General features: G+C 71.6%; 10 protein-coding genes and 1 pseudogene. 3 read left to right on the forward strand and 8 right to left on the reverse strand.

Annotated features, from left to right (window positions below; all coding sequences use genetic code 11):
• The first annotated feature begins 21 nt into the window (after positions 1-21).
• Positions 22-1,071 carry a homoserine dehydrogenase family protein gene (locus tag AC1PMG_RS06585; protein ID WP_481111629.1) on the forward strand — a complete coding sequence of 350 codons (1,050 nt, stop codon included), beginning with the start codon at positions 22-24 and terminating at the stop codon, positions 1,069-1,071.
• A 59-nt stretch (positions 1,072-1,130) separates the two neighbouring features.
• On the opposite strand, the gene AC1PMG_RS06590 is transcribed toward AC1PMG_RS06585, so the two are convergent.
• The 5 genes and pseudogenes from AC1PMG_RS06590 to AC1PMG_RS06610 all read right to left on the reverse strand — a co-directional run bounded on the left by AC1PMG_RS06590 (position 1,131) and on the right by AC1PMG_RS06610 (position 9,286).
• Positions 1,131-2,375, reverse strand: a complete 1,245-nt coding sequence (locus AC1PMG_RS06590) for a glycoside hydrolase family 18 protein (RefSeq protein WP_481111630.1) — start codon at positions 2,373-2,375, stop codon at positions 1,131-1,133.
• A 60-nt stretch (positions 2,376-2,435) separates the two neighbouring features.
• Positions 2,436-3,182: pseudogene (locus tag AC1PMG_RS06595) on the reverse strand (Ig-like domain-containing protein); the annotation flags it as partial.
• A 447-nt stretch (positions 3,183-3,629) separates the two neighbouring features.
• Positions 3,630-4,634: an alpha/beta fold hydrolase gene (locus AC1PMG_RS06600; protein ID WP_481111061.1), complete on the reverse strand. Its 1,005-nt coding sequence runs from the start codon at positions 4,632-4,634 to the stop codon at positions 3,630-3,632.
• A gap of 68 nt (positions 4,635-4,702) precedes the next feature.
• Positions 4,703-7,795 (reverse strand): diguanylate cyclase, encoded by a 3,093-nt coding sequence (locus AC1PMG_RS06605; protein ID WP_481111062.1) that lies wholly within the window; start codon positions 7,793-7,795, stop codon positions 4,703-4,705.
• Positions 7,796-7,903: 108 nt separating this feature from the next.
• A complete protein-coding gene (locus AC1PMG_RS06610) occupies positions 7,904-9,286 on the reverse strand; it encodes an L-serine ammonia-lyase (protein ID WP_043091874.1) in 1,383 nt (460 codons plus the stop codon).
• A gap of 87 nt (positions 9,287-9,373) precedes the next feature.
• Here AC1PMG_RS06610 and AC1PMG_RS06615 point away from each other — a divergent pair, with 87 nt between their 5' ends.
• Entirely contained in the window at positions 9,374-9,613 is a 240-nt protein-coding gene (locus AC1PMG_RS06615; RefSeq protein ID WP_481111063.1) for a glutaredoxin family protein, read from the forward strand.
• A gap of 76 nt (positions 9,614-9,689) precedes the next feature.
• Here the strand turns inward: AC1PMG_RS06615 and AC1PMG_RS06620 are convergent, their stop codons facing one another.
• Genes AC1PMG_RS06620 through AC1PMG_RS06630 form a run of 3 tightly spaced genes read right to left on the reverse strand, consistent with a single transcriptional unit; the run spans position 9,690 to position 11,503 of the window.
• Positions 9,690-10,259, reverse strand: coding sequence for a YceI family protein (locus tag AC1PMG_RS06620; protein ID WP_152181815.1), 570 nt, complete (start codon positions 10,257-10,259; stop codon positions 9,690-9,692).
• 12 nt (positions 10,260-10,271) lie between these two features.
• Entirely contained in the window at positions 10,272-10,838 is a 567-nt protein-coding gene (locus AC1PMG_RS06625; protein ID WP_017907780.1) for a cytochrome b, read from the reverse strand.
• Complete coding sequence (locus AC1PMG_RS06630) at positions 10,835-11,503, reverse strand: YceI family protein (protein ID WP_481111064.1); 669 nt, start codon at positions 11,501-11,503, stop codon at positions 10,835-10,837. The genes AC1PMG_RS06625 and AC1PMG_RS06630 overlap by 4 nt, the downstream gene beginning before the upstream one ends.
• Positions 11,504-11,734: 231 nt before the next feature.
• Here AC1PMG_RS06630 and AC1PMG_RS06635 point away from each other — a divergent pair, with 231 nt between their 5' ends.
• A complete protein-coding gene (locus AC1PMG_RS06635) occupies positions 11,735-15,301 on the forward strand; it encodes a hybrid sensor histidine kinase/response regulator (RefSeq protein WP_481111065.1) in 3,567 nt (1,188 codons plus the stop codon).
• The last annotated feature ends 25 nt before the right edge of the window (positions 15,302-15,326 follow it).

Genomic DNA, 15,326 nt, shown 5'->3' on the forward strand with positions numbered 1-15,326 from the left:
GCCGATGCGCCGTCGGCGTCGCTGCGTGCGGCGCCGGCCGTGGCCACCGCGCGGCTGGGCCTGCTCGGCACCGGCACCGTGGGCCGCGCCTTCGTCGCGCGCTACCAGGCGCTGCAGCAGCGCCGGCCCGGCCTGCCGACCTTCGCCTGGCTGGCCAATTCCCGCACCGTCGCCGATTGCGCGCTGACGCCGGCGCAGGCGCTGGCAGCGGCCAATGCCGCCGCGCGCGGAACGCAGGCGGTGACGCTGCCGGACGACCTGGGCCAGGGCGACATCGTGGTCGATGCCACCGCCAGCGAGGCGGTCGCGCAGCGCCATGCCGAGTGGCTGCGGCGCGGCGTGCACGTGGTCACCGCTAACAAGCTCGGCCAGGGCGCCGCGCTGGCGCGGGCCGAACAGATCCATGCCGCGCGGCATGCCGCCAGCACCCACTACGGCGACAGCGCCACGGTCGGCGCGGGATTGCCGTTGCTCAGCAGCCTGCGCGCGCTGGTCGCCGGTGGCGACCATATCCACGCGGTGGAAGGCGTGCTGTCCGGCTCCTTGGCCTGGCTGCTGCATCGCTATGACGGCCGCCGCGCCTTCTCCGAGTGCGTGCGCGAGGCCGCGGCCGCCGGCTACACCGAACCCGATCCGCGCGAGGATCTGTCCGGCGAGGACGTGCGGCGCAAGCTGCTGATCCTGGCACGCGCCGCCGGCCTGCCATTGCGTGCCGAGCAGGTGCAGGTGGAGTCGCTGGTGCCGGCCGACCTGGCCGCGGTGCCGCTGGCGCAACTGGATGCCGCGCTGGCACAACTGGACGCGCCGCTGGCGGCGCGCCTGGCGCAGGCGCAGGCCGCCGGTGCCCGCCTGCGCTTCGTCGGCCGCTTCGATGCGCACGGCGCCTCGGTGGGCCTGCGCGCGCTGCCGCTGACGCATCCGCTGGCCAGCGGTGCCGGCACCGACAACCGCGTCGCCATCCATAGCGACCGTTATCTGCAGCAGCCGTTGCTGATCCAGGGGCCGGGCGCGGGCGCCGACGTCACCGCGGCGGCCTTGCTCGACGACGTGCTGCGGATCGCGGTGCGCTGAGCGAGCAAGCGACGCCCGCCATCCGTTGCGGGCGTCGCGGTGTGGGCTGGCGCCTCAGCTCATTGCAGCCCCTGGCCCATGGTCTTCAGTAACTCGCCCTGGTAGTCGCCGCTGAATTCCCAGAAGAACGCGCCGCCCAGGCCCTGGGTCTTGACGTAGTTCATCTTCTCGGTGACCAGCGCCGGGTTGTCGTAGCTCCAGAAGGTGCTGCCGTCGTACTTCCAGTGCGCATGCGTCTGCGCGTCGACATAGCTGGTGCCGGCGCGGCCGCGCAGCACCTTGTAGTCCTCGATGCCCGCCTCGTAGGTGCCCGACGCGGCGCTGCCGCTCTGGTACAGGCCGTGGTTGACGTTGGGCACGTTGGTCCAGCCGCGCCCGTAGAAGCCGATGCCAAGGTTGAGCTTGGCGGCGGGCACGCCACGGTCGAGGAAGGCCTGGATGGCGTCGTTGCTGTTGTAGTAACGCTGGTCGCCGCTGGACGGATCGGCCGGCGACTCGAACAGCGCGGAGTGGTGATTGGTCTGCGGATCCCAGGCGCCGTGGAAGTCGTAGGTCATCACGTTGAGGTAGTCCAGGTATTGCGCGTACAGGTTCGGGTCGGTGACGCGGATCTTGTCGATGCCGGCGCCGACCGCCACGGTCAGCAGCAGCCCCGACCGCACCTGGTCGAGCTGGCGGCGGAACTCGGCCAGCAGCGCGGTGAAGTTCTGCCGGTCTTCCGCACTGCCGCACGCGATGCCGCAGGCCACCGGATATTCCCAGTCGATGTCGATGCCGTCGAACACGCCGGCCGCGGCCGCTGCGCCGCCGGCGCCGTCGGTGACCGGCAGGTTGCCGCGGATGTAGGCGTCGATGCACGAGGCGACGAAGGCCTGGCGATTCTCGGCGCGCGCGGCGTTGGAGAAGCCGCGCGACCAGGTCCAGCCGCCCAGCGAGATCAGCACCTTCAGCCCCGGATGCGCGGCCTTGAGCTTCTTCAACTGATTCCAGTTGCCGCGCAGCGGCTGGTCCCAGGTATCGCCCACGCCGTCGACGCTCTGCGCGGCGGAGAACGCCTTGGTGTAGTCGGCGAAGGCGTCGCCGCCGGCGCCGGTGCTGCTGTCGGAGGGTTGGGTGACGCCGACTTCGCAGCGGTTGTTGCGGAGATTGCCGAACGCGTAGTTGATGTGGGTCAGGTAGCCGGCGGCGCCGCTGGTCTGGATGTCGCGCACCTGGTAGTTGCGGCCATAGATGCCCCATTGGGTGAAGTAGCCGATCACGCGCTTGCCGCCGCCGGCGCTGGCGGGCAGGGTGCGCACGCTCAGCGTGGCGCTGCTGGCCGAGACGTTGCCGGCGTTGTCGCGGGCACGGACCGCGTAGGTGTACGCGGTGTCGGCGGTCAGCGCCGAGTCGGTGTAACCGGTGGTGCTGGACGTGCCCACGCGATTGCCGTCGCGGAGGATGTCGTAGCCGGCCAGGCCGCTGCCGCCGGCGTTGTCGGAGGCGGCATTCCACGTGAGTGTGATGGCATTGCTGGCGCGCGTGGCGGCGGCCAGACCGGTCGGCACGCTCGGGGCGGTCGTGTCGGTCGACGGCGCCGCGATACTGATCGTGACCGCAGCCGAGGTGGTGCGGGCGCCGGCGTTGTCGGTGGCCACCGCGGTCAGGCTGTAGTCGCCGGCCGCCGCGCCGCTCCAGGCCAGCGTGTACGGCGCGCCGCTCACGCTGCCCAGCGAGGTGCTGCCACGAAAGAATTCGACCCGCGCGACGCTGCCGTCCGGATCGCTGGCCGACGCCTGCAACGTGATGGTGTTGCCGACCACGAAGCGGGTGCCGGTCGTGGGCGCGGTCAGCGCCACGCTCGGTGGTTGGTTGCTCGAACTGCCATCGCAGGTGCCCAGGTCCTGGTACCAGCCGCAACTGGTGCAGTAGGTCGGCGCGGTGTTCCAGATCGGCCCATTGGCGCGGTACAGGTGGCCGGCGTAGGTCAGGGTGTCGCCGGCGGCGTAGATGGTGGCCGGGTTCCAGGCGGCGACGCCGGTGCACGCGGCGGCCCAGGCCTGGCCGGGCGCGAGGCCGGCCAGGGCAAGACAACAGAACAACAACCACGATCCAGCGGATTTCGTGTTCATGGTGACGCCTCCGATGCGGTAGGTAGCGCGACTGAGGAGCGGTGGTGAGCCGCTATCTGGTTCCTTGAGTCCGATCACCCGGGGCTTGGAGACGCGTGGCGCCGACGTCGTTTGACTCGCACGCGGACCGGGCACGCGCAGGGTTCGAATGAGAAGACAACGTTGTCAACCGACAAATCCGGCGAATGCGAGACATATCCAGGATTACTGCGATGACAACGTTTTCATGGTCGTCCGATGCTGCGGTGCAGTGCGGGTGTGTGTGTCGAGGGCGACGAAGCGCAAGTGGTGCAGGGCGTGAGGCGCGCTGCCGAGCGGGGGCGTGCAGCGCGCGTTGCTCGTTGGTGCTGCCGCCTTGGTGTTGCGACGATTCGAGAGATTCCGCGGCAAGACGCGTTCGCGCCGCCGTGCAGGATCCGTGACCGGACCTGTCGCGGGTGCGTGCGCTCAGGGCGCCGTGTCCAGCGCCTTGAGCAAGGCCGCATTGAATCGTTGCGGCGCTTCCACCTGCGGCGAATGGCCGAGGTCGTCGAAGGCGACCAGGCGCGCGCCCGGAATCGCCGCGGCCGCGCGCTTGCCCAGCGCCGGGTAGTCGCCCAGGGTCGCCGCCAGCGCCGGTGGCGCCAGGTCCTTGCCGATCGCGGTACGGTCGCGCTGGCCGATGAACAGGGTGGTCGGCACGCGCAGTTGCGGGAAGCGCTGCACCACCGGCTGGTTGAACACCATGTCCGAGGTCAGCGCCTGGTTCCAGGCCACGCGGTCGCCACCGGGGCCGGCGTACAGGCCGGCCTGCATGCTCACCCAGCGGTCGTACTCGGGCTTCCACTGTCCGCCGTAGTAGACGGTCTGCTGGTACTGCTTGATCGAAGCCGCGTCGGTCTTGCGCTCCTTGGCGTACCAGGCGTCGACGCTGCGCCACGGCACGCCGGCGGCCTTCCAGTCCTCCAGCCCGATCGGGTTGACCAACAGCAACTGGCTCACGTCCTGCGGGTACTGCAGTGCGTAGTGCGCGGCGAGCATGCCGCCCATCGAATGGCCGACGATCGCGGCGCGGGTCACGCCGGCCTGCTGCAGCAACGCATGGGTATTGGCCGCCAGTTGCGCGAAGCTGAACTGGTAGGCCTGCGGCTTGCTCGACTTGCAGAAGCCGATCTGGTCCGGCGCCAGCACCCGATACCCCTGTGCCACCAGCGCGGCGATGGTCGATTCCCAGGTCGCCGCGCAGAAGTTCTTGCCGTGCAGCAGCACCACGGTACGGCCGTTCGGCGTGCCGGTCGGGGCCACGTCCATGTACGCCATCTGCAGCGGCTGGCGCTGCGACTCGAAGCGGTACCAGTGCACCGGATAGGGATAGGCGAAGCCTTCCAGTTGCGCGCCGTAGCGTGGCGGCGCATCGGTGGCGGAGGCGAGCGGCGACAGGGCGAGGGCGGCGAGCAGCAGGCAGTGGCGCATGGGAGCAGGGCGACAGGCGTGATGGACCACGACCTTAGCCCGGCCTGCGCTTGCCAGGCGTCAACGCGTTACACGGGCGGCAGGCTGCCGCCGTTGTGCACCAGGGTCAGGCAGGCGTGGTGCTGCATCCGCGCGAGCGGTTCCTGCAGCGCGGCCAGCACCTGTTCGGCCTGCGCACCGAGTACCGGCCGGTACGCCGCCCAGCCGTTGCGGCCCTTGGCCTTGGCCTGGTACAGCGCACGGTCGGCCAGTACCAGCAGCTGTTCCCAGCCGAGCAGGTTGTCCGGGTCGTGCACGAACGGGAACTCGGCCAGCCCGATCGAGCAGGTGACCCGGCCCTGGCGGCCGTGGTCGAGCACGAAGGGGTGCGCGGCGACCGAACGGCACAGCCGTTCGGCGGCCATGGTGAGGTTCTCGCGCGGCGCCGAACGCAGCACCAGCAGAAATTCCTCGCCACCCCAGCGCACCACGTAGTCGCTTTCGCGGGTCAGCCGCACCAGCAACTGCGCCATCTGCTGCAGCACCGCGTCGCCGGTGTGGTGGCCGCCGCTGTCGTTGATCGACTTGAAGTGGTCGATGTCGATCAGCGCGAACAGCATGCCCGAGGACAGCATGTCCTCGTCGTTGGCGGCCATGCGCCGGTACAGCGCGATGTCGCTGGGGATGTGCAGCGACAGGTAGCGGCGGTTGCGCAACTGGGTCAGCTCGTCGGTGAAGCTGGCCTCCTGCAGGCGCTGGTTGGCCGCCTGCAGCGCCTGGGTGCGCTCGCGCACCTGGCGTTCGAGGATGTCGCGCTGGCGTCGGTTGTGCAGCCGCGCCAGGGCCACGGCGCACAGCAGCAGGGCGAACGCGCCCAGCGTCAGCAGCAGCCTGTAGAACGGCGTTTCCTGGAAGCGCAGCGCGATCCGCAGCGGCAGCCGCGCCGGCGCGGCCGCCCACACGCCGGCGTTGTTGCTGCCGGTGACTTCGAAGACGTAGTCGCCGCCGGGCAGGTTGGTGTAGCTGACCGCGCGCTGGCGGATGTCGTCGAGGGTGCGCCAGCCGCGGTCGTAGCCGAGCAGGCGGTAGCGCAGCTCGACGTTCTGCGGCGCCTGGAACGAGGCGGCGGTGAACTCGAAGTCGAGGTCGCGCGCGGCTTCCGGCAGCGGTGCGGGCAGCGCCTGCGGCGTCAGCCACTGGCCCAGCGCACGCACCCGCTCCACCACCGGCTGCGGCGCCACCGGATTCTTGACGATGCCGGCGGTGTCCAGCGCGACCACGCCGTCGCGGCTGGGCAGCCACAGCGCGCCGTGCTCGATGAAGCCCTTGCCGTTGCCGGCGCCGTTGCAGCACATGCCCTGCACGCCGCCATGGCGCTGCGCGCGCTCGGTGAGCATCAGTTCGGCGTTCAGCGGCGCCTGCGGCGACGCCGCATGGCGCAGCAGGTCGGCCAGGCGCACGCGGTAGACCCCGCGCAGGCCGGCCACCCAGATCGCGCCGCGGCCGTCGTCGGCGATGAAGAACGCGGCGTTCACCGGCAGCCCGTCCTGTTCCCCGAACGCATACCAGTGCGTGCCGTCGAACAGCCACAACTGCTCGTTGAGCGTGCCGACCAGCCATTGCCCGCCGGGCAGCTCGTGGATCGCGGTGACGTCGGCGCTGGCCAGCGCCGAGCCCGGTGGCGCCAGCGCGACCAGACGCTCGCCGCGCAATTCGTACAGGCCCGACTGCGCGCCGACCAGCAGGCGCCTGTCGCGGGTCTCGTGGAGCAGGCGGATGCGCGGATCGCGCAGGCCCTCGGCCGTGCCGTAGCGGCGCAGCCGCGTGCCGTCGGCGCGGAACAGGCCGTCGTCGCTGGCGAACCACAGTCGCTGCGCGCGGTCGCGGGCGATGCCGCTGATCTGCAGGTCGCGCAGCGGCGCCAGCCAGGCTGGCTGGCTGAGCCGGCCGTCGCGGTACAGCGCGGCGCCATGGCGGGTGCCGATCCACAGCTGACCGGGTTCGGCCAGCAAGGTATAGGGCGCCTCGTTGTGCAACTGCGCCAGGCTCAGGCGCGGCTGGTAGCGGCCATCGCGCAGTTGCGACAGGCCGCTGTCGGTGCCGACCCACAGCGATCCATCCGGATCGCGCGCCAGGGTCCACACCAGCGCGTCGTCCAGCCCTTCGTGCGTGCTGTAGCGCCGGGTCCAGCCGTTCCACAGCCGGGTGGCGCCGTTCCAGCTGCTGCCCAGCCACAGGTTGCGCTCGCGGTCCTCGAAGATGGCGTTGACGCCGACGTTCGGCTTGTTTTCCGGGTTGCGTTCGACGATGGCGCCATCGCGCACGCGCAGCAGCGCACCGGGCTGTCCCACCCACAGATTGCGGTCGCTGTCCTCGAACAGGGCCTGCACCGCGCGCCGGCTCGTCCCGGTGGTATCGGGCAGCCATTGCCAGCGCCCGTCGCGGCGCAACAGCAGGCCGTCGCGGGTGCCGGCCCAGAGCGTGCCTTGCGCCTCCAGCAGGTGCTGCACCGGCGTCGCGCCGGCCTCCTGCGGCAGTGCCAGCGACACCGGCGCGGCCTGGCCGGCGACGAAGCGCAGCACCGCGCCGCGCGTGCCCACCCACAGCGCGTCGGCGCGCGGCAAAAGCGCGTAGGCGCCGCCGGCGATGCGGTGGCGCAGGTGCAGGCGATCGCCCTGCACCGCGTAGACGCCATCCTGCGCCGCGACCAGCACGCTGCCGTGCGCGTCGGTCGCGATCGCCTCGATGTTGAGCAACGGCGCCTGCGGGTCCTGCGGCAGCAGCGTGGTGAAGCGTCCGTCGCGGTAGCGCGACAGGCCGCGGTAGGTGCCGATCCACAGCGTGCCGGCGGCATCCACGTGCAGCGCCTTGATCAGGTTGCCGGGCAGGTGCGCCGGCGCGCCCTCGTTGAACGAGGTCATGCGCACGCCGTCGAAGCGGGTCAGCCCGCCCATCGTGCCGATCCACAGATAGCCCTGATGGTCCTGTGCGAACGCCTGCACGCTCAGCTGCGGCAGGCCCTGGTCCAGCCCCCAGCCTTCGCGCTCGTAGTGATTGAACTGCTTGTCCGGCTGCAGTGCCCGTGCCTGCGGCACGCATGCGCTCCACGCTGTCGAGAGCATGGCCAGCTGTAGCGCCAGCAGGCGCCAGAAGGCGTGTGGAAACCGCAAGCGCATGCCCATGCCGGATCGGCCGACGTCTCTGTCGTTAGCGGCATCGCCGCGCGGATCTTGATGCGCGCGGCAGCGAGGACGCTGGTGATCACCTGGGCCAGCGTCCATCGGGCTGGCTCAGCACTCGATGACGTTCACCGCCAGCCCGCCGCGGCTGGTTTCCTTGTACTTGTCCTGCATGTCGCGGCCGGTGTCGCGCATGGTGCGGATCACCTTGTCCAGCGACACCTTGTGCTTGCCGTCGCCGCGCATGGCCATGCGGCTGGCGTTGATCGCCTTGACCGCGCCCATCGCGTTGCGCTCGATGCACGGGATCTGCACCAGGCCGCCGATCGGGTCGCAGGTCAGGCCGAGGTTGTGCTCCATGCCGATCTCGGCGGCGTTCTCGATCTGCCCCGGCTTGCCGCCGAGCGCGGCGACCAGGCCGCCGGCGGCCATCGAGCAGGCCACGCCGACCTCGCCCTGGCAGCCGACCTCGGCGCCGGAGATGGAGGCGTTTTCCTTGTACAGGATGCCGATCGCCGCGGCGGTGAGCAGGAAGTCGAACACGCGCTGTTCGTCGGCGCCGGGGCAGAACCGGTCGAAGTAGTGCAGCACCGCCGGGATGATCCCGGCCGCGCCGTTGGTGGGCGCGGTGACCACGCGACCGCCGGCGGCGTTCTCTTCGTTGACCGCCAGCGCGTACAGGTTGACCCAGTCCAGCGTGGTCAGCGGATCGCGCATCGCCGCTTCCGGCTTGGACGACAGCTCGCGGTACAGCGCCGGCGCGCGCCGCGACACGTGCAGGCCGCCGGGCAGGGTGCCTTCCTCGCGGATGCCGCGGGTCACGCAGGCCTGCATCGCGCCCCAGATCTCGCGCAGGCCGGCGCGGATCTCGTCCTCACTGCGCCAGCACTTCTCGTTCTCGAACATCAGCGCGGCGATGCTCAGGCCGCTGCGCGCGGCCTGCGCCAGCAGTTCGTCGCCGCTCTTGAACGGGTAGGGCAGCGGCGTCTCGTCGGCGACGATGCGGTCGTCGGCGGCGTCGTCCTGGTTGACCACGAACCCGCCGCCGACCGAGTAGTAGTCGCGCGTGGCGATGACTTCGTCGTTGGCGGCGTAGGCGGTGAAGCGCATGCCGTTGGTGTGGTACGGCAGCTTCTGCCGCTTGTTCATCGCCAGGTCGCGCTTCTCGTCGAAGGCGATCTCGTGCTGGCCGAGCAGGTTGATGCGCTTGCTGCCGCGGATGCGCTCCAGCGCACCGGGGATGATGTCCGGATCGATCAGGTTCGGGCGCTGGCCTTCCAGGCCCAGCAGCACCGCCTTGTCGGTGCCGTGGCCGCGCCCGGTCAGGGCCAGCGAGCCGAACACTTCGGCGCGCAGGCGCACCACGTCCTGCAGGCGGCCCTGGTCGAACAGCCAGCGGTGCACGAAGCGCTCGGCGGCGCGCATCGGCCCCACGGTATGCGAGGAACTCGGCCCGATGCCGATCTTGAACAGGTCGAAGGTGCTGACAGCCATGCGCGTGCCGAAGGGGTGGGCGAAAGACCGTCTATTCTATGCTTCCGGCGCGCGGCTCAGGTCCGCAGCGCAGCATTGGACGCGAGCATGTCCCTGACCCTGTACCAGCGCGACGACTGCCATCTGTGCGACCAGGCCCTGCAGGTGCTGGCGCAGGCGCGCGTGGCCGAGCCGGACAGCGTGTTCATCGACGACGACGCGACGCTGGAGGCGCGCTACGGGGTGCGGGTGCCGGTGCTGCGCAGCGCCGACGGGCGCGAGCTGGACTGGCCGTTCGATGTCGCCGGCGTGCGTGCCTGGCTGGCCGCGTCGGTCGAACGCCGCTGAGTCGCGCATAAAAAAAGCGGCGGACCCGACGAGGAAATCCGCCGCTCAGCGGCCGCGCGCCGCGGCCTGTGGCGAATCACTTCGCCTTGAACACCACCTTGGTGCTGATCGCGGTTTCGTTGGGAATGGTCTTGGTATCGGCCCAGTCGCCGCCGCCCACGCCGAAGTCCAGGCGCTTCACGGTGGCCTTGCCGGCCAGCACCGGCTGCGCGCCCGGGGTCCAGGTGAAGGTCAGGGTCACCGGCTTGGACACGCCGCGCAGCTCTAGGGTGCCGTCGGCGGCGAACTGGTTGTTGCCCAGCGCGCGGAACTTGTCGGCGCGGTAGTGCGCGGTGGCGAACTTGGCGACGTCGAAGAAGTCCGCGCCCTGCAGGGTGGAGTCGCGGTCGTTGTTGCCGCTCTTGGCGCCGGCCAGCGGGATGGTCACGTCGAGCTTGGCGCCGGCCAGGTTGGCCGGGTCGAAGCTGAGCTTGGTGTCGAAGCCGGGGAACTGGCCGGTGAACACTTCGCCGTCGTACTTGCTGGCGAACACCAGGGTGGAACCGGGGGCCTGCACATAGTCGGCGGCCTGTACTGCGGGGGCAGCGGCGAGCAGGGCCACCAGGCTGGCGGCGACGGCGGCGGGGGATGCGAAACGGGTCGACATCGAAACAGCTCCTCAGGACTTGGGGGTGAGCCAGCCGCGCGGCAACATCCGCGCCAGGGTGGCATCGCGTTGGAACAGGTGGTGGTAGAAGGCCGCGCCGGCATGCGCCAGGACCACCGCGATCAGCAGCCAGAAGCCCCATTCGTGCACGGTGTGCGACAGATCGCGCAGGTGCTCGTTCGGGGCGCTGAGCTTGGGCACCGCGACCAGGCCGAACCAGCGGAACGGGCGCAGGCCGCTGGCGGAGTCGTACAGCCAGCCGGACAGCGGGATGGCGAAGATCATCACGTACAGCAGTGCGTGGGTGGCGTCGGCGATGCGTTCCTGCCAGCCGGGGGTGCCGGGCACCGGCTTGGGCGCGCCGGCGTACAGGCGCCAGCCCAGCCGCACGATCACCAGCGCCAGCACGGTCAGGCCCAGCGACTTGTGCGCGGTGTAGACCCAGAAATACTTGGGCGTCTTCGGCAGTTCGCCCATGGTCAGGCCGACCACGCCGAGCAACAGGATCAGGGCGGCGATCAGCCAGTGCAGGGTCTGGCTGACGCTGCCCCAGCGGTCGGGCGTGTTGCGGGCGCTCATGGCGTGCCGTCCTGCGCCGCCGGCGCGGTGGGGGTGTCGGTGGGAGCGGCAGGCGGAGTGCCCGGCGCCGGATCCGGTTCGGCCTTGGCGCCGCCCTCGCGGGTGGCCTCGGCCTCGATGCGCAGCTCCACCTTGCCGCCGATCACCGACGGCCAGGAACTGATGCCGAAGTCGGCGCGCTGCAGCGTGGTGGTGGCGGAGAAGCCGGCGGTGCGACGGAACGGCGGCAGCGGATGACGCTTCACTGCGTTCAGGGTCACGTCCAGGGTCACCTCGCGGGTGACGCCGTGCAGCGTCAGCTGCCCGATCACCTTGGCGTGCTGCGCGTCGATCGGCTCGACGCGGGTGGAGACGAACTGCGCTTCCGGGTAGTGCTCGCCGTCGAGCAGGTTGTGCGCCAGCGCGGCGCGGTTCCACTTCTCATCGCCCAGGTCCAGCCGCTGCAACGGCACCCGCGCCTGCAACCGTGCGCTGCGCCAGTCGTCCGGGTCGAACACCAGGGTGCCGGTACTGCCGGACACGGTGCCCAGCGCCTTGGAGAAGCCGGCGTGCTCGATCGCGAACAGCACCCGTGTGTGCACCGGGTCCAGCGCGTACTGCGCCGGCGCGGCCAGGGCGGCGCCCGGCAAGGCCAGCAGGAGGGCCACGAGAGAGGGTCTGAACATGGAGCGGGGCCGCGCTGGGAGGTCGCCGGATTCTAGTCACAGTCCGGGCCGGCTGCGTACCTGCGGCGCGTAACGGTTCGTTGCGCGCGGTGGCAGGTGTGATTTTTCCGCGGCCGCGGGGTATAAGAACGCTGCCGCGGCGAGCGGCACACGGAGCGGGCGCGCCGCGCGTCCGGCCCCGGCAGTGCGCCGGTGTTCATCCGCCGACGTCCTTTGCCGGAGCCGATGTCCATGCCCATCCCGCATCCCCCACGCCGGTGGCGCTGCTGGGGGCTGGCCTGCCTGTTGGCGCTGGCCGCCGTGTGCGCCGATGCCAGCGCCGCGGTGCCGGAACTGCCGCGCTTCCGGGTGTTCTCCGGCGAGCAGGGGCTGCCGTCCAGCGATATCTCCGGGTTGCAGTTGGACCGCGACGGCTATCTGTGGATCGCCAGCGGCGACGGCCTGGCCCGCTACGACGGGCGCGAGTTCCGGGTCTGGCGCCACGATCCGGCCGATCCCGCCTCGTTGCGCTGCAACTACGTGCAGGACCTGCACATCGATGCGCGCGACCGCATCTGGGTGGCCTGCGAGGGCGGCGGCCTGAGCATGCTCGGCGCGGAACGGCGCGGCTTCCGCCACTTCAACATGGCCACGCAGCCGGCGATGCGCAGCGACGACGTGTTCGCCATCGCCAGCCGCGGCGACGCGGTGTACTTCGGCACCTACCGCGGCGGCCTGTACCGGCTGGGCGGCGACGGCCGCGTGCAGCGCATCCGCGCCGGCGATCCGGCGGTGGACGCGCTGCTCGACAGCGCCGTGCTGACCCTGGCCTTCGACGATGCCGGGGTGCTGTGGGTGGGGACCTTCAAGGGCCTGGTGCGCTACGACGGCCGCCACGCCAGCGCCTACCGCATCGACGACGGCATGCCGCAGCAGGAGCAGGTGATCATGTCGATCACCCGGCTCAGCGATGGCCTGTGGTTCAGCGGCAACACCGGCCTGTTCCGCCGCGACCGCGCCGGGCGCTGGTTGCGTGCGGACTGGATCGGCGCGCTGCATCGCGCGGCCAACGCGATCGCCGAGGACGGGGCCGGCGGCTACTGGCTCGGCAACGGCGAAGGCCTGTGGCACAAGCCGGCCGACGGGCCGGCGCGGCGGGTGGACACCGGCGGCGCGGCGGTGTCCGGCGCCAGCGTGGTGGAGACCGTGCTGCGCGACCGCGAGGGCGGCCTGTGGGTGCCGCTGCCGACGCGCGGCCTGGGCTACCTGCGTCCGGACTGGCGCCGCCTGGCGGTGCTGGGCACCGCGCAGGGCCTGCCCGCCGACCAGTATGTCGGCCTGGCGCCGGCGCGCGCCGGCGGCGTGTGGCTGCTCGGCTCCGGCGCCAGCGTGTTTCGTCTCGACACCACCAGCGGTGCGCTGAGCGCGCCGCATTGGGCCAACGGTGCGCCGAGCGGGCGCTTGCTGTCGGTGCTGGACGACCCGCGCGGGGCGTTGTGGATGGGGGGCAGCAGCACGCTGCTGCGCGGCCCGCTGGACGGGGGCCGCCTGCAGCGCTGGACCCGCGCCGCCGGCGAGGCCGATCCGATCCCGGACGGCACGCTCGCCTGGCTGCAACTGGACGCACGCCAGCGGCTGTGGATCGCCGCGCCGGGCTACGGCGTGCAGGTGCGCGATGGCGACGGCCACGTGCTGCAGAACCTTCCCGGCGGCCAGCACGGCCTGGCCGGCACCGACATCGCGGCGTTCGCGATGGCGCCGGACGGCACGCCGTGGGTGGCCGCCGAACAGTTCCAGCACTGGGACGGCGCGGCCGGGCAGTTCCGCACGCCGCCGGAACTGGCCGGCGAGAAGGTGCAGTCGTTCGCCTTCGCCGACGCGCGCACGCTGTGGGTGCACCGGCTGTCCGGGCTGGAACTGTGGCGGCGCACCGGCGCGCATTGGCAACGCAGCCAGCGCTATGCGGTGGCCGACGGGCTGCCGGCCACCGAGTCCAGCGCGCTGGTCGCCGATTCGCAGGGACGCGCCTGGCTGGGCATGCGCCGTGGCCTGTTCCGGGTCGATCCGCGGCGCACGCCGGCGGTGCGCGCGTTCGGCACCCGCGACGGGCTCGGCAGTCAGGAACTGGTGCGGCGCGGCCTGCTGATGACCGCCGACGGCGTGCTGGTGGCGGCCGCCGCGGACGGCAGCGTGGCGCTGCTGGACACGCAGCAGCCGGATCCGGTGCCGGTGCCGCTGGCGCTGAGTATGGAGAGCGTGCAGGTGCGGCGCGGCCCGCAGCTGCTGACGCTGCCGACGCGCGGCGACTTCACCCTGCGCTCGGACGACCGCGACCTGCGCGTGGCGGTGCGACTGCTGTCCTACATCGATCCGGAACACATCGTCTACCGGTTCCGCCTGCCGGGTTACGACCGCGACTGGGTCAGCACCGGCGCCAGCGGCGAACGCACCCTGCCGCAGCTGCCCGATGGCGCACAGGTGCTGGAGATCCAGGCGCGCACCCGCAACGGCGCCTGGTCGCCGACGCTGCGCCTGCCGTTCCGGGTGCAGCCGCCGTGGTGGCGCAGCGTCTGGGGCATCGTCGGGTTGCTCGCCGCGGCCGGCCTGCTGCTGCTGATGTCGCTGCGCGCCTACCGGCGCCGCCTGGGCCGCCAGCACGCCTGGGAACTGGCCCTGCACAAGCAGGAACTGGCCGAGCAGGCTTCCTTGGCCAAGACCCGCTTCCTGGCCACGCTCGGCCACGAGGTGCGCACGCCGCTGACCGGGGTGCTGGGCATGAGCGAACTGCTGCTGGCCACGCCGCTGGATCCGAAGCAGCGCGGGTATACCGAGTCGATCCGCCGCGCCGGCACCCACCTGCTGCACCTGGTCAACGATGCGCTGGACCTGGCGCGGATCGAGGCCGGGCGCCTGCGCCTGGAGTCGCAGCCGTTCGCGCTGCAGGCGCTGATCGCCGAAGTGGTCAACCTGATGGCGCCGCTGGCGCAGGCGCGCGGGCTGCGCTTCGATCTGCACGACGGCATGCCCGGCGCGACCACGGTGGAAGGCGATGCGCTGCGGGTGCGGCAGATCCTGCTGAACCTGCTCGGCAACGCGATCAAGTTCACCAGCAGCGGCTCGGTGGCGCTGAAGGTGGCGCCGGGGCAGGACGGCCAGGGGTTGTGCATCGAGGTGGCCGATACTGGCCCGGGCATCGGCAGCGAGCAGCAGGCGCGGCTGTTCCAGCGCTTCGAACAGGGCGACGGCCCGCGCACCGCGGTGCGCCAGGGCGGCAGCGGCCTGGGCCTGGCGATCAGCCAGGAACTGGCGATGGCGATGGGCGGGCGCATCCAGGTCGAGAGCCGGCTGGGGCATGGCGCGCGTTTCCGCGTGGGCCTGCCGCTGCGCTGGCGTCCGGCGCAGGAACCGGCGGCGGTCCCGGCGCCGGCACCGCGGGCGCGCACCGCGCTGCGCATCCTGCTGGTCGAGGACGAACCGACCGTGGCCCAGGTGATGGTCGAACTGCTGCGCGGCCGCGGCCATCAGGTAACTTGGGCCGCGCACGGTCTGGAGGCGCTGACCGAAGCCAGCCAGGGCAGCTTCGACATCGGCCTGCTCGACCTGGACCTGCCGGCGCTCGACGGCCTGGCGCTGGCGCGGCAGTTGCGTGCGCTGGGGCATGGCTTCCCGCTGCTGGCGGTGACCGCGCGCTCCGACGGCGAGGCCGAGGCCGCCGCACGCGCCGCCGGATTCGCCGGGTTCGTGCGCAAGCCGGTCACCGGGCAGATGCTGGAAGGGGCCATCGACGCGGTGCTGGACGGGGCGCCGCCGCCGCTCTGAGTCGATGCGGGACGCGGTTGCCAGC

The organism is Xanthomonas sp. NCPPB 2250 (assembly GCF_056725265.1).

Excerpts from the sequence above, each read along its gene's own strand:
- AC1PMG_RS06605 (WP_481111062.1), bottom strand. The coding sequence starts at position 7,795 with ATGGGCATGCGCTTGCGGTTTCCACACGCCTTCTGGCGCCTGCTGGCG.
- AC1PMG_RS06630 (WP_481111064.1), bottom strand. The coding sequence starts at position 11,503 with ATGTTCAGACCCTCTCTCGTGGCCCTCCTGCTGGCCTTGCCGGGCGCC.
- AC1PMG_RS06600 (WP_481111061.1), bottom strand. The coding sequence starts at position 4,634 with ATGCGCCACTGCCTGCTGCTCGCCGCCCTCGCCCTGTCGCCGCTCGCC.
- AC1PMG_RS06625 (WP_017907780.1), bottom strand. The coding sequence starts at position 10,838 with ATGAGCGCCCGCAACACGCCCGACCGCTGGGGCAGCGTCAGCCAGACC.
- AC1PMG_RS06635 (WP_481111065.1), top strand. The coding sequence starts at position 11,735 with ATGCCCATCCCGCATCCCCCACGCCGGTGGCGCTGCTGGGGGCTGGCC.
- AC1PMG_RS06620 (WP_152181815.1), bottom strand. The coding sequence starts at position 10,259 with ATGTCGACCCGTTTCGCATCCCCCGCCGCCGTCGCCGCCAGCCTGGTG.
- AC1PMG_RS06610 (WP_043091874.1), bottom strand. The coding sequence starts at position 9,286 with ATGGCTGTCAGCACCTTCGACCTGTTCAAGATCGGCATCGGGCCGAGT.
- AC1PMG_RS06615 (WP_481111063.1), top strand. The coding sequence starts at position 9,374 with ATGTCCCTGACCCTGTACCAGCGCGACGACTGCCATCTGTGCGACCAG.